The 13,961-nt window shown below is 49.9% G+C and carries 13 protein-coding genes; 4 read left to right on the top strand and 9 right to left on the bottom strand.

All coding sequences use genetic code 11. The annotated features are described in order from the left end of the window. Positions 1–40 precede the first annotated feature (40 nt). The 5 genes from X965_RS07165 to zwf form a co-directional block, all read right to left on the bottom strand. On the bottom strand, positions 41–1,417 hold the full coding sequence (locus tag X965_RS07165; RefSeq protein ID WP_036417564.1) for an ATP-binding protein: 1,377 nt from the start codon (positions 1,415–1,417) through the stop codon (positions 41–43). Next, positions 1,414–2,082, bottom strand: a complete 669-nt coding sequence (locus X965_RS07170) for a heavy metal response regulator transcription factor (RefSeq protein WP_032098300.1) — start codon at positions 2,080–2,082, stop codon at positions 1,414–1,416. The genes X965_RS07165 and X965_RS07170 overlap by 4 nt, the downstream gene beginning before the upstream one ends. Before the next feature lie 112 nt (positions 2,083–2,194). Further along, on the bottom strand, positions 2,195–2,527 hold the full coding sequence (gene mdtI / locus X965_RS07175; protein ID WP_004237484.1) for a multidrug/spermidine efflux SMR transporter subunit MdtI: 333 nt from the start codon (positions 2,525–2,527) through the stop codon (positions 2,195–2,197). Between the two features lies 1 nt (position 2,528). Continuing rightward, positions 2,529–2,918: a multidrug/spermidine efflux SMR transporter subunit MdtJ gene (gene mdtJ, locus X965_RS07180; protein WP_004239441.1), complete on the bottom strand. Its 390-nt coding sequence runs from the start codon at positions 2,916–2,918 to the stop codon at positions 2,529–2,531. Between the two features lie 508 nt (positions 2,919–3,426). Next, positions 3,427–4,902 carry a glucose-6-phosphate dehydrogenase gene (gene zwf / locus X965_RS07185; RefSeq protein ID WP_004237480.1) on the bottom strand — a complete coding sequence of 492 codons (1,476 nt, stop codon included), beginning with the start codon at positions 4,900–4,902 and terminating at the stop codon, positions 3,427–3,429. 330 nt (positions 4,903–5,232) lie between these two features. Here zwf and X965_RS07190 point away from each other — a divergent pair, with 330 nt between their 5' ends. Continuing rightward, a complete protein-coding gene (locus X965_RS07190; RefSeq protein WP_004237479.1) occupies positions 5,233–6,081 on the top strand; it encodes a MurR/RpiR family transcriptional regulator in 849 nt (282 codons plus the stop codon). Positions 6,082–6,333: 252 nt separating this feature from the next. Next, on the top strand, positions 6,334–7,776 hold the full coding sequence (gene pyk, locus X965_RS07195) for a pyruvate kinase (RefSeq protein ID WP_004239443.1): 1,443 nt from the start codon (positions 6,334–6,336) through the stop codon (positions 7,774–7,776). 62 nt (positions 7,777–7,838) lie between these two features. Here pyk and lpxM read toward each other — a convergent pair whose 3' ends face one another. The 3 genes from lpxM to znuA all read right to left on the bottom strand — a co-directional run bounded on the left by lpxM (position 7,839) and on the right by znuA (position 11,290). Further along, positions 7,839–8,819, bottom strand: a complete 981-nt coding sequence (gene lpxM / locus X965_RS07200; protein ID WP_036417565.1) for a lauroyl-Kdo(2)-lipid IV(A) myristoyltransferase — start codon at positions 8,817–8,819, stop codon at positions 7,839–7,841. A gap of 157 nt (positions 8,820–8,976) precedes the next feature. After that, positions 8,977–10,353, bottom strand: coding sequence for a murein DD-endopeptidase MepM (gene mepM, locus X965_RS07205; RefSeq protein WP_032098299.1), 1,377 nt, complete (start codon positions 10,351–10,353; stop codon positions 8,977–8,979). Positions 10,354–10,375: 22 nt separating this feature from the next. Next, positions 10,376–11,290, bottom strand: a complete 915-nt coding sequence (gene znuA, locus X965_RS07210; protein WP_004239446.1) for a zinc ABC transporter substrate-binding protein ZnuA — start codon at positions 11,288–11,290, stop codon at positions 10,376–10,378. A 76-nt stretch (positions 11,291–11,366) separates the two neighbouring features. Between znuA and znuC the strand changes: the two genes are divergently transcribed. Continuing rightward, positions 11,367–12,176 carry a zinc ABC transporter ATP-binding protein ZnuC gene (gene znuC / locus X965_RS07215; RefSeq protein WP_036417566.1) on the top strand — a complete coding sequence of 270 codons (810 nt, stop codon included), beginning with the start codon at positions 11,367–11,369 and terminating at the stop codon, positions 12,174–12,176. Further along, positions 12,169–12,954, top strand: coding sequence for a zinc ABC transporter permease subunit ZnuB (znuB, locus tag X965_RS07220; RefSeq protein ID WP_036414719.1), 786 nt, complete (start codon positions 12,169–12,171; stop codon positions 12,952–12,954). The genes znuC and znuB overlap by 8 nt, the downstream gene beginning before the upstream one ends. A 62-nt stretch (positions 12,955–13,016) precedes the next feature. Here znuB and X965_RS07225 read toward each other — a convergent pair whose 3' ends face one another. Beyond that, positions 13,017–13,769 (bottom strand): glutamine amidotransferase, encoded by a 753-nt coding sequence (locus X965_RS07225; RefSeq protein ID WP_036417569.1) that lies wholly within the window; start codon positions 13,767–13,769, stop codon positions 13,017–13,019. Positions 13,770–13,961: the final 192 nt, after the last annotated feature.

The following is a 13,961-nucleotide window of genomic DNA, read 5'->3' on the forward strand; positions in this document are numbered from 1 at the left end:
ATAATCTGAATTTAAAGCTGACAGGACGATGACAAATTTGTCATGAAAGGGGATGAGTATCCGGAAAAATTAAGGTTACCGTGTTATATGACCCGGTACGTTCAAATCTGACCTCACCTGAATGCAATTCTGTTATTGCCTGAACAATCGATAAGCCCAACCCGCTTCCTTCTGACGTTCTCGCATTATCTCCGCGCCAGAAGCGGGTAAAGACCTGTTCACTGTTTGCAACAACATCACCTTTGTTCATCACTGAAATGACGGTACTGCCATGATTATTTTCTGCGCAGGCAATAACCTCCGTATTTTCATATGAATATTTAACCGCATTTGACACAACATTAACCATAATCTGCATCAGCAATACTTTGTCTGCTGATACCGTCACATCCGATATTTTATTAACCAGCCGGATATTTTTCTCATCGGCATAAAATGCCAGTAACTCATAAATATCCTCAACCAGCTCAGAAACAACGATGGTTTCCCGCTTCAGATTAATATTTTTATTCTCTGCTCTGGCGATAAACAGAATGTTTTGTATTATTTTTGCCAGTTTATCCAGCTCTTCTGTATTGCTGGCGATAATCGCTTCATACTCATCCGCAGTGCGCGTTTTTTGTAATGTGATCTCATTCTGAATTTTAATGGCATTAATGGGTGTTCTCAATTCATGCGCTAAATCATCCGCAAGTTGTGTCAGCCGGACAAAATCATTTTTCAGCCGTGCGCGCATGATATTCAGTGAATCACCCAAACTTTTCAGTTCATCCGGTAAGCGGCTGATATCCACCGTCTGTCCCAGAGAGTGCAGATCTGTTTTCGCGGTGATCCGGTTGAGATGCGTAATATCCTGCAATCCCCGGCGGATAAGCCATATACTGAAGACGACCATCAGAAGAATAGCAATAACGGAAACAATCAGACTTTGCTGTAAATATCCGCGTAAAACACTGCTGCGATCAACCGAACGCTTTGCCAGAGTGACATATAATTTACCTTCAGGAGCCTGAATCTCAAAATTAACCACGGAAACCGGCATGTTATCATCCGTATTCTGGTATGAGATTAAAGGCGTTTCCTGACTATCCGGATAATTAAGTTTGTCCCGGGTATTCAGGGTTATCTCTGGGTTGGTATCCACAATAACGTGATTATCAGCATCTGCTATCTTAATAACATCCTGCCGCATATCCATCATCCGCCGGAAATAAACAGGTAACGATTTAATATCAATACCACTGACAATCAGTTTAGCCAGTTGGTCGGCACGGTTAATCAGGATGTCATCATCTTTTGAGGCAAGTTCATTTTTCAGAGAGTGATAAAGGATCAGTGTGACAAAACCTGCGTTTGCCACCATCAGCAACATAAATAATGATACAATTTTAAATCTCAGTGAGCGTATTTTCATCATTCCGATCCGTTCAGGCGGTATCCCATACCACGGACAGTTTCAATTAATTTACGATCATGATCGTCATCTATTTTTTTTCTGAGCCGCCGGACAGCCACATCGACAATATTGGTATCACTCTCAAAATCCATTCCCCACACCTCACAGGCAATCAGTGTTCTGGGCAGGATCTCCCCTGAATGCAGCGCAAAAAAAAGCAACAGTGAATATTCCTGACGTGTCAGCGATATTTTCACGCCTCCCCGCTGTACATCATGACGGGTCAGATCAATGCTGAGATCGGCGATCTCAATCACTTTGGAAGCTGGTTGAGAAGTACGCAGTTGATTCCGGACTCTCGCCAGTAATTCGGAAAATGAAAACGGTTTAACCAGATAATCATTCGCGCCCAGTTCCAGTCCTTTTACCCGGTCAGCAACTGCATCCCTGGCTGTCAGACAAATAACCGGTACCATTTTGGCGGTTCTCAATATTTTCAGCACTTCCCAGCCATCCATACCGGGCAACATAATATCGAGAATAACCAGCCGGTAATTGTTCTCCAGAGCAAGATACAACCCGTCTCTGCCATCTGCCGTGATATCAACAATAAATCCGGCTTCCTCTAATCCCTTTTTAACCCAGCTGCCGGTCTTTTCATGATCTTCAATCAGTAATATTTTCATTTTTATAATCCGGAATTTTACCTGTACATCCTGCATCAGTGTATTTTAATTCCGGACATAAAAAAACAGCAGACAACTCCGGGTTGTCTGCTGTTTTTCTGTGACGCAATGATCAGGCAAACTTAATCATCACCATACCCAGCAGAAGCAGAATAATCCCGCTCCAGCCTTTGTAATTGAGGCGCTGGTTAAACAGGATCCAGCCTGCAGCCACTGTTGCCACAATACCGAATGCTCCCCACAATGCATACGCAACGGAAAGCTCGATACCGCGGACGGCCAGTGCCAGACAGCTGAATGCCCCCAATACCGCCAGCAGCGATAAAATACCCAGCCACAGACGTTTAAAGCCGTTTGACATTTTCAGCAGGATATTCGCCAGAATCTCCAGTACCACGGCCAGCAGTAAAAATGCACCGTGCCACCATTCAAATGTCGATAACATATTACGCCCCTTTCAGCATCTCATTCAGTGGCGCACGAACCGGTTTGGCAGCAGGCTGCTTTTTCTGCACTTTTTTGGTGCCGTATTTAATCAGGGTGATACCCGCGATTAACAGTGCCAGACCGCCCAGTTTCAGCGGTGACAGCGATTCATGGAACCACATCACACTAAACGTGGTGATGATCAGGATCCCGATCCCTTCCCACAGCGCATAAGCCACCCCGAGGGCCACTTTTTTCACTGCCATGGATAATAAAATATAAGAAGAGGCAATCATGATATACATCACAATCATCCCCGCACTGCCGCCGGAGACACTCGCGTATTTCATCGACAATGTACCGATCACCTCGGTAATAATGGCTAAGCCTAAAAACATCCAGTAAATCATAGTTATTTCTCCTGATGGACAACGCATACAGGTTCACGGCGCAAAACAGACTGTTTGCGTGAACGGGTGCGTTTATCGCGAAACGAAAACGTTAAATGTAACGATGTGACCAAAAACGCAGGCGCGTTTGGTTAGTCAGACGAAAAGAGAAATAGCTATAACTCGCCGTACCAGTAGTGTTCGCTTGATACGATAGCGGAAAGGAAAAGTACATGGGTAGAACGTCGGATTTTAATCCTGCTACTACTGTCGCTTTGCATGATGTCTTATTCTTTTGTCTGTCCCCGGACAGGGTGACAACAATGAAAGAATCCTCCGGTTATTAATATTCATATTATTTTTAGCACAAGTAACGCAGTTCAGCAATGGTGCGCTGAATTATTTTTCAGTAAATAATTTTATTTTTTAGACAGTTATAAAAAATGACCACCTTCTTATTCAGAAGATGGTCATAATTACGCAAATATTGAACCGGTTAACTACCTTTACTGATACCGCAGATGGATAATTATTCCACTTCGTTCCAGGCATGACCGTCACGGGCCATCATGGCGATAGAAGCTATCGGCCCCCAGCTGCCTGCCTGATACGGTTTCGGCGGTTCATTATCCATTGCCCAGGCGTGCATAATAGAATCCACCCACTTCCAGGCTTCCTCCACTTCATCACGGCGGACAAACAGTGCCTGAATACCGCGCATAGCTTCCAGCAGCAGACGTTCATACGCATCCGCAATATGTGTCTGGTTGAACGTTTCCGAGAAACTCAGATCCAGCTTGGTGGTTTGCAGACGGTGTTTATGATCCAGCCCCGGTGCTTTGTTCAGCACTTCAATATCAATACCTTCGTCCGGCTGCAGACGGATAGTCAGTTTATTCGGCGGCAGATGCTGATAGGTTTCATTGAAAATATTCAGGGACGGCTGTTTGAAATAGACCACCACTTCCGAACATTTTGACGGCATCCGTTTTCCGGTACGCAGATAGAACGGCACACCGGACCAGCGCCAGTCGTCGATATCCGCGCGGATAGCGACAAAGGTTTCGGTCTGGCTGACGGTATTCGCGCCCTCTTCATCCAGATAACCCGGTACTTTTTCGCCGTGAACAAACCCGGCGGTATATTGCCCGCGTACGGTTTTTTCACGGACATTCGTGATATCAATGGTCCGCAGTGAGCGCAGCACCTTCACTTTCTCATCACGGATACGGTCACTGGTCAGGTCATCCGGCGGTGACATGGCAATCATAGTCAGAATTTGCAGCAGATGGCTCTGCACCATGTCACGCATCTGCCCGGCTTTATCAAAGTAACCCCAGCGCCCTTCAATCCCCACTTCTTCCGCCACCGTGATCTGGACGTGGTCGATGGTACGGTTATCCCAGTTATTCACAAACAGGGAATTGGCAAAACGCAGCGCCAGCAGGTTCAGTACCGTTTCTTTGCCGAGATAATGGTCGATGCGGTAAATCTGGCTCTCTTTAAAATATTTCGCTACTTCGGTATTGATCGCCTGTGATGAGGCCAGATCATTACCCAGTGGTTTTTCCATCACCACACGGCTCGGTTCTTTATTCAGATGCGCTTCACCCAGCCCTTTGCACATGGCGCTGAACGTGCCCGGCGGCATCGCGAAATAGTAAACAGCAGTATTTTTGTTTTCCGCAATAATATTGGCGAGGCTTTTGAAATGAGATGTCTCATTCACATCGAGATTACAAAACAGCAGACGGGCACTGAATCGTTCCCAGAGCACCGGATCCAGTTGCTCGTTGAGGAAGGTATTGAACGCATCCTCAACAAATTTCTGATACTCCTCACGGGACCAGTCCGCACGGCCTGCCCCGATAATCCGCGTTTCCGGATGAATATTACCGGCTTTTTCCAGCTGATATAAAGACGGGAGTAACTTGCGGCGTGCGAGGTCGCCTTTGGTACCGAAAATGACTAAATCACAGGCGGGAACCGTTGCTGTCAGCGCCATAGAAAACCTCTCCTCGTGGCTGTGGAATTGTAATTTTGTTACAGAGATAACGAATAATGTACTCGTTTGCGCCTGACCAGTAAACATAAATGCGGGTTACCGCACATTCTGACAGGTCTCTGTCGCCGGTCTTTCTGTGTGCAGTTTTGTAATTTAATTACTTTTTTGATGCAAACTTACTAAAATGAAAATCAGACACAGCTCAAACTTTCAAAAAAAAGCCGGATCCGGGGGGATTTCCCCTCTCCTTTGCCCGGGCTTACGTAGTATATTTTCAAAAAATGAGGGTGGCCGGTGTGTCACACAGATCAATATAAAAGGCACAGTGGCATGAATATTTTAGACCGTCTCCGTAACAGTCTGGATTACCTGAGTAAATCGGAAAAAAAAGTTGCAGAGACGATCCTCGGTGCACCACAAATAGCTATTCATTCCAGTATCGCCACACTCGCCAAAATGGCGGATGTCAGCGAACCAACCGTTAACCGGTTCTGCCGCCGTCTGGACACCAAAGGTTTTCCAGATTTCAAACTGCTGCTGGCGCAAAGCCTGGCAAACGGCACTCCGTATGTCAGCCGCAATGTGGATGAAAATGATTCCGTTGAGGCATACACCGGCAAAATCTTTGAGTCCGCCATGGCTGGTCTGGATGCAGTCAGAAGCACCCTCGATATGCTGACCATCAACCGCGCCGTGGATTGCCTGACACAAGCCCGGAAAATCGCCTTTTTCGGCCTGGGTGCATCTGCGGCGGTCGCCCATGACGCGATGAATAAATTCTTCCGTTTCAATATCCCGGTGATTTATTCCGACGATGTGGTGATGCAGCGCATGAGTTGTATCAACAGCACCGAAGGTGATGTGGTGGTTTTAATTTCCCACACCGGCCGGACAAAAAACCTGGTTGAAATCGCCCGTATCGCCCGTGAAAATGACGCTACCGTGCTCGCCATCACCTCCGAGAACTCGCCGCTCGCGGCGGAAGCCTCTCTCACCATCATTCTTAATGTACCGGAAGACACTGATATTTATATGCCGATGATCTCCCGTCTGGCACAGCTGACGATTATTGATGTCCTCGCCACCGGTTTTACCCTGCGCCGCGGCCCCAAATTCCGCGATAACCTGCGCCGGGTCAAAGAAGCCCTGAAAGACTCCCGAATAGATAAACTCCGTTGATTTTTAACCATTTGTGTCAATTTGACACATTTCCTGCTGCCGGGTGTAATGACCATCACGAATTAGTAATATAACGGATGGTAGGATAACGTCTGACTCACTGTTTTGCGTTTGCTGACTCGATTTTTATTTTAAATACGCGATAATCAGACAGGAGTGAATCGATTTTACACTTTCCTGCCGGGAGCGATTTTCCCGGCGGGGAGTTTTTATCAACACCATTTCACCTTATTCAGGTCAACGGAGTAATTTATGTCAATACGCCTCAGAAGAACGAAAATCGTAACGACCCTGGGCCCCGCCACCGATCGCGATAACAATCTTGAAAAAATCATCCGTGCCGGTGCCAATGTGGTTCGTATGAACTTTTCTCACGGCAGCCCGGACGATCACGTTGAACGTGCGAATAAAGTCCGTGAAATCGCTGCCCGCCTCGGCGTACAGGTGGCTATCCTGGGTGATCTCCAGGGGCCGAAAATCCGGGTGTCCACCTTTAAAGACAATAAAGTTCTGCTGAATGTCGGCGATAAATTTATTCTGGATGCAGAGCTGGGCAAAGGCGAAGGTACCAGTGAGCACGTCGGGATCGACTATAAAAAGCTGCCGGAAGATGTGGTGACAGATGACATTCTGTTACTCGACGATGGCCGTGTGCAGCTGAAAGTGCTGGATGTCAAAGGCACTAAAATCATGACCGAAGTGACCGTCGGTGGTTTGCTTTCCAATAATAAAGGTATCAACAAACTCGGCGGCGGGTTATCTGCCGATGCGCTGACAGAAAAAGATAAAGAAGATATCAAAACCGCAGCCCGTATTAATGTTGATTACCTTGCTGTCTCCTTCCCGCGCAGTGCGGAAGATCTGCACTACGCCCGCCGTCTCGCCCGTGATGCCGGTTGTGAGGCAATGATTGTCTCCAAAGTCGAACGCGCCGAAGCGGTCGCCACCGATCAGGTGATGGATGAAATCATTCTCGCATCCGATGTGGTGATGGTCGCCCGTGGTGACCTCGGTGTGGAAATCGGCGATCCGGAGCTGGTCGGCGTCCAGAAAAAATTGATTCGTCGCAGCCGTCAACTGAATCGTGTCGTGATCACAGCAACCCAGATGATGGAATCCATGATCACTAACCCGATGCCGACCCGTGCGGAAGTGATGGACGTGGCAAACGCCGTACTTGATGGTACCGATGCAGTAATGCTCTCTGCAGAAACCGCTGCTGGCCAGTATCCGGCGGAAACCGTGGAAGCAATGGCGCGGGTTTGCCTGGGCGCAGAGAAAATGCCGAATGTGAATATCTCCAAACACCGCCTGGATATGACCTTCGACAATCCGGAAGAAGCAATTGCGATGTCCACCATGTACGCGGCCAACCACCTCAACGGCGTGAAAGCGATTATTGCCATGACCGAATCCGGCCGTACCGCGCGTATGATGTCCCGCATCAGCTCCGGCCTGCCGATTTTCGCCATGTCCCGCCATGAAAAAACTCTGAATCAGTGCTCACTGTACCGTGGTGTCACCCCGGTATTCTGCAGCACCCACACCGATGGCCTGGCAGCAGTCACCGAAGCTATCAGCCGCCTGAAAGAAAAAGGCTATCTGTGCACCGGCGACCTGGTCATGGTCACCCAGGGCGACCAGATGGGCCTGGTCGGCAGCACCAATACCAGCCGTATTCTTGAAGTGAAGTGATTTTCTTCAGATAAAAATGAAACCGCCTGTCGGATGACGGGCGGTTTTTTTTATGCCCCGTCTCAGGGCAATTCTTTGTGTTTATAGATTTTATACGGCTCTTCTTCACCGTCTTTGCGGGTTTTCAGCAGTTTCAGGATCCAGGTGTATTGTTCGATATTCGGGCGCACCAGGGCTTCCACTTCTTCGTTCATGCGACGGGCGATATACGGGTCGTCCTGACCGTCAATATCATCCATCGGCGGGCGGACGTGGATATGGAACTGGTGATTTTTATGATCGTACACCGGAAACAGCGGGACAATCGCCGCTTTGCACACTTTCATCAGCCGCCCGATAGCAGGCAGTGTGGCTTTATAGGTGCTGAAAAACGGAACAAACTCACTGTGCTCTTCGCCGTGATCCTGGTCCGGCAGATAATAACCGCTGAAGCCATTACGCACACTGGCGATAAACGGTTTGATACCGGCCTCGCGGGAATGCAGGCGGCCACCGAAGTGAACCCGGGCTTTATTCCACAGGTAATCCGCCACCGGGTTTTTCTGGTGATGGAACATACCCGCCACTTTATTTCCCTGCGCGGCAAACAACATAGCCGGTAAATCGATCGCCCAGCCGTGCGGCACCATAAAGATGATATTGCGCCCTTCTGCATGTAACGCGTCAATAATGTCCTGCCCGTGAACCTGCGTGCGGGAAATCACCCGCTGCGGATTGCGCAGACACAACTCCGCCAGCATCACAAAGGCGTGTGGTGCACTGGCAAACATCTCATCTGTGATCCTTTCCCGCTCCGCTTTCGGCATGTCCGGGAAACAATAATACAGATTGATCAGTGCCCGGCGGCGTCCGCCTTTGGCAAAACGCCCGGCAATCCGGCCCACACCGGCCAGCATCGGGTCACGTAATTTAACCGGCAGGTAGCTCAGACCGGCCAGTGCGCCTGCCGCAACCCACATGCCCCAGTATTTCGGGTGCAGGTAATGGCGGTGAAATGTCGGGATATAGCCCGCTTTGCTGTCTGTATCGTTTTCTTTATACACAGAGGGATACCCGTATTAAATTAAGCTTATTTATCATGATATTATAAATACCGTGATCTATTATTATTGATTATCTGAAATCAGAAGTACATTAAAATTCTGTACGCTGAGAATGCGGCAGGCGGGTGTCTGTGCACCCGCTGCCGGAATGAGAGGATTAATCAAGTGTCAGCTGTGGCCGGTATTGTTTGACCAGTGCCAGATAGCCGGTGCGGTCTTTGCCGGTCAGCCCGCCGGAACGCGGCAGTTTTGCTGTCAGCGGGTTCACAGCCTGTTGTCCGTTCCAGACTTCAAAGTGCAGATGCGGACCGGTTGAGCGCCCGGTATTACCGGATAACCCGACTTTATCACCGCGTTTGACTTTCTGGCCCGGTTTGACCAGCAGTTTGCGCATGTGCATATAACGGGTGGTGAACTGACGACCGTGACGGATAGCCACGAAATTACCCGCCGCACCACTGAATTTAGCCACAACCACTTCCCCGTCACCGACTGCCAGTACCGGTGTGCCGACCGGCATCGCGAAATCGACCCCTTTATGCGGGGCAACACGCCCGGTGACCGGGTTTACACGGCGCGGGTTAAAGTGTGAGGAAACACGGAATTGTCTGGCGGTCGGGAAACGCAGGAAGCCGCGCTCCAGCCCGTCGCCTTTGGCATCATAAAAACGGCCGTCTTCGGCGCGGAATGCATAATAATCACGTCCGTTAGTATGCAGACGTACAGCCAGCATCTGGCTCTGTTCCTGTTTGCCGTCCAGCATTTCACGGGAAGTCAGTACAGTGAAGCGATCGCCGTTTTTCACTTTACGGACATCCACCTGCCATTGTAATGCTTTGGAAATATCACGCACTTCGCTGCGGGTCAGTCCCGCTTTTGATGCACTGGCATTCAGGCTGCCGCTGACTTTGCCGGTCAGGCGTTTAGTCTGCCATTCACCTTCGCGCATCTCTTTGGTTTCTTTGAATCCGTTGCCGCTGCGGACATAGGTACGGGTTTCACGGCGGTTCACCGCCCAGCTCAGGGATTTCAGTTCGCCGTCGTCATTCAGCTCCCAGGCGAGGGTCTGGCCGATTTGCAGGTTACGCAACCCTTTGTACTGATTGGATAATAAAGCCACATCAGAGGAATCTATCCCGTACTGTGTCAGAATGGCAGACAGGCTGTCGCCGCTGGCAACAGTGTATTCAAGTGATGTCGGGATAACGGTGTCAGTCGGGGAGGCTTCGTCGATATCATCAGACTCTTTGGCAAGTCCTTCATCCGGCAGCTGATCACTGCTGTCGGTGATAATATCGTCAGTATCGGTATCAGTGTCCGTGCCGGTTCCTGCCTGCGTGCCGGAGGTGTCAGCAGGTGGCGCAAAATCAGTTTCAATATATTGTTCGTTATCAGCATTCCGCTCATGATATACAGCAAACGGGTGCCAGACAGCGACACCCAGTGTTGCGGCAGTTAACATCCCCAGCATCATGCGATGCGCTTTGGGTAACTGGTTGTATACCAGAACGGCGGATTTTGCCAGTTGCTGCAATTGCACGCGTTCTGTTCCTTATTTATTGCTCCAGGCAGGATGCGTACTGTGCTGATAACCGTGACAGGAAGTTGGTATAACCGTCCCGATCCACTGCAATTCCGCTGCCCAGCGGGTCAAGGACGCCCATCTTCGCGTTCGTCCCTTTGGCCACCGCTTTAATGACTGCCGGCCTGAACTGCGGCTCAGCAAACACACACAAGGCGTTTTGCTCAGCCAGCTTTAATTTGATGTTATTGAGTGTCTGCGCACCCGGCTGAATTTCAGGGTTGACCGTAAAATGCCCGGAAGGTGAAAGGTCAAAACGTTTTTCAAAATAACCATAGGCGTCATGAAAAACAAAATACCCGTGTGTTTTCACCGGTGCCAGCTGCTGAGCAATATTCTTCTCAGTTTCAGTAAGTTGTCCATTGAATTTACGCAGGTTTACGTCCAACACAGATTTTTTATCCGGATAACTCACCAGGAGTTTATTATACACTGCCTGAGCGGTCTGCCGGGCAATATCCGGCGACATCCACAGGTGCATATTGTACTCACCGTGGTGGTGATGCCCGTCCTCATCATGGTCGTCATCTTCATCGTTTTTCAGCAGAAAAGGTTTAACAGACTCAAGTTCGCTGATAACGATCTGTTTTTGCTCCGGAACAGCTGAAAGCGGCTTTTGCAGGAAGGTTTCCAGCTCCGGCCCGACCCAGACAACCAAATCCGCTGAACGGATTTTTTTCAGGTCAGACGGTTTGAGTGCATAATCATGCGGCGAAGCACCATCCGGCAGTAAAATCTGTGTGTCCGTGACGCCATCTGCAACCGCAGCGGCGATTAACCCGACAGGACGTACTGATGTTAACACATCTGCGCTGGCGGTTTGTGCGGCCAGACTCAAAAATGTGGCAATAAACGCTGTTTTTATTCCGTGCCGTGACTGGTGCTGCATAATGGAAACTCCGTGACATGATTGCGATAATGTTATATTATAACGTTTCATTCATTCTGCAAGATAATAATTTGTCATGTCAACACTTATCGCGGTAAATGATGTTTCTGTCGCTTTTGGTGCCAATACGGTACTCGAGGACATTTCATTTACATTATCCCCCGGGAAAATCATCACCCTTCTCGGGCCGAACGGCGCGGGAAAATCCACTATTGTCCGTGTGGTACTCGGCCTTACCGAACCGACGTCCGGCACCGTCACCCGCACACCGGGTCTGACTGTCGGCTATGTTCCGCAAAAACTCTATCTCGACCCGACAATGCCGCTGACGGTGGCCCGTTTTCTGCGTCTGAAGCGCGGTGTCAGCAAGGGCGAGAGTCTCGCGGCGCTTGAGCGGGTCAATGCCGCGCATCTGACCGGAAAACCGATGCAACGGCTGTCCGGCGGTGAAATGCAGCGTGTGCTGCTGGCCCGTGCCCTGCTCGCCCGGCCGCAGCTGCTGGTGCTGGATGAGCCGACTCAGGGTGTGGATGTCAACGGCCAGGTCGCGCTGTATGACCTGATCACCCGGCTGCGTGATGAACTGAACTGCGCGGTGCTGATGGTTTCTCACGATCTGCATCTGGTGATGGCAAAAACCGATACCGTGCTGTGTATCAACCGGCATATCTGCTGCTCCGGCGAGCCGGATGTGGTAGCCGCCCATCCGGAGTTTACCGCCATGTTCGGTAGCCGGGCCGCGACACAGATCGGCGTGTACCGTCATCATCATAATCACAGCCATGAAAACGGCAGTGCAGTGTTATCCCCTTCGGCACCCTGCTGCGGGAATCACGCCCCGGCAGATGCCTCTGTAAAATCCGCCCCGGAGTGCCGCCATGATTGAATTACTGTTACCGGGCTGGCTCGCCGGAATTTTACTGGCGATCGCGGCCGGTCCGCTCGGCTCCTTTGTGGTCTGGCGGCGGATGTCCTATTTCGGAGATACGCTGGCGCACGCTTCGCTGCTCGGGGTCGCCTTTGGCCTGCTGCTGAATGTCAGCCCTTTTTATGCCGTGATTGCCGTGACACTGATTCTGGCCATGCTACTGGTCTGGCTGGAACGCCGTCCGCAACTGGCGGTGGATACTCTGCTGGGTATTATGGCGCACAGTGCGCTGTCTCTCGGTCTGGTGGTGGTCAGTCTGATGTCGAATGTGCGGGTGGATCTGATGGCGTATCTGTTCGGTGACCTTCTCTCAGTGACCTATGAAGATTTGCTGCCGATTGCCGTGGGTGTGACTATCGTGACCGGTTTGCTGATGTGGCAGTGGCGCAATCTGCTTTCTCTGACTATCAGCCCGGAACTGGCGTTTGTTGACGGTATCAATCCGGGCAGACTGCGGATGATGCTGATGCTGGTCACCGCACTGACCATCGGCCTTGCCATGAAATTTGTCGGGGCGCTGATTATCACCTCTCTGCTGATTATTCCTGCCGCCGCCGCCCGCCGTTTTGCGCGGACACCGGAGCAGATGGCTGCGGGTGCAGTTGTCACCGGGATGATATCCATCACCGGCGGATTAGCCTTTTCCGCCTTTTATGACACCCCGGCGGGACCGTCTGTTGTACTGTGTGCCGCCTGCTGCTTTATTCTCAGCCTGCTGGTGAAACCACATAATTAATTGTCTGTACAGCAAAAAGCCCTGTTCTTTCAGGGCTTTTTACTTTCAGCTAAACTGTGTTATTACGCTGTTTCTGATTTTGTCCGCACTTTCGGTTTCACCGGATTCACACTCAGCACCAGCTTATCGAGAAATGTGATTAGTTTTTCATTCATTTCACTGTAGCTGTGTCTGCGGATAGCGCTTGGTGTATCAACAAAACGGAATCCGGCGGCAGATTTCAGATCATTTTCGCCGTTGAGGATCAGATACTCCACCACATCACGGGTCAGTTCCATATGACACTGGAAGCCGTAAACGCGTTTGGTGTATTCAATAATCTGACGCGGACAACCGGCACTGAAAGCGATAATCTGCGCGCCTTCGGTTAATCCCGGCATATCATAATGCCAGTGGCCCACCCCCAGCGAATCGCCGAAATGAGAAAACAGCTGGCTGCGTTTTCCGGCGTTGGTCATATGGATGGTAAATTTGCCGAACTCTTTTTCCGGACTTTGTGTATACGGCGCGCCTAATGCTTCGCCGATAAGCTGTGCCCCGAGGCAGACCCCGATGACAACTTTATTTGAATTGATAGCATTGGCGATAAACGCCTGCTCTTTTTTGGAATCAAAATAAGAGCATTGCGCAGTGGTGGTTTCCGGGTTTTGCGGCCCGCCCATGATAATCAAAAAATCAATTCCGCTGATGCTGTCAGGTAACTTGTCACCTTCATACAGACGGGTGAACGTGACATCGTAATTATTCTTCCTTGCCCAATACTCGTAAGCGCCCGGTGCTTCAAAATAGTCATGAATGATAAAATGAACACGCATAGTCAGTTCCTTTTCCCTTTAACGAAATCCTCCTTTTTACATTACAGGGTTCAGACGATGCATGCCAATTTTTAAATGTCGAAAAACAACCAATTACAGAGATATCCTCCCGGAATAATCCCCAAAAAAGCCATTTAATTATCACATGGGCAAAATGGTAAACATATTATGTTTACCCTAAGGTTTGACGGC

Origin of the sequence: Morganella sp. EGD-HP17 (assembly GCF_000512315.2) — a bacterium.
GTDB classification, from domain to species: Bacteria; Pseudomonadota; Gammaproteobacteria; order Enterobacterales; family Enterobacteriaceae; genus Morganella; species Morganella morganii.

Coding starts and splice junctions, on each gene's coding strand:
- X965_RS07190 (WP_004237479.1), top strand. CDS start 5,233: ATGAATATTTTAGACCGTCTCCGTAACAGTCTGGATTACCTGAGTAAA.
- zwf (WP_004237480.1), bottom strand. CDS start 4,902: ATGGCGCTGACAGCAACGGTTCCCGCCTGTGATTTAGTCATTTTCGGT.
- pyk (WP_004239443.1), top strand. CDS start 6,334: ATGTCAATACGCCTCAGAAGAACGAAAATCGTAACGACCCTGGGCCCC.
- mdtI (WP_004237484.1), bottom strand. CDS start 2,527: ATGTTATCGACATTTGAATGGTGGCACGGTGCATTTTTACTGCTGGCC.
- X965_RS07170 (WP_032098300.1), bottom strand. CDS start 2,082: ATGAAAATATTACTGATTGAAGATCATGAAAAGACCGGCAGCTGGGTT.
- X965_RS07165 (WP_036417564.1), bottom strand. CDS start 1,417: ATGATGAAAATACGCTCACTGAGATTTAAAATTGTATCATTATTTATG.
- X965_RS07225 (WP_036417569.1), bottom strand. CDS start 13,769: ATGCGTGTTCATTTTATCATTCATGACTATTTTGAAGCACCGGGCGCT.
- znuC (WP_036417566.1), top strand. CDS start 11,367: ATGTCAACACTTATCGCGGTAAATGATGTTTCTGTCGCTTTTGGTGCC.
- znuB (WP_036414719.1), top strand. CDS start 12,169: ATGATTGAATTACTGTTACCGGGCTGGCTCGCCGGAATTTTACTGGCG.
- mdtJ (WP_004239441.1), bottom strand. CDS start 2,918: ATGATTTACTGGATGTTTTTAGGCTTAGCCATTATTACCGAGGTGATC.
- znuA (WP_004239446.1), bottom strand. CDS start 11,290: ATGCAGCACCAGTCACGGCACGGAATAAAAACAGCGTTTATTGCCACA.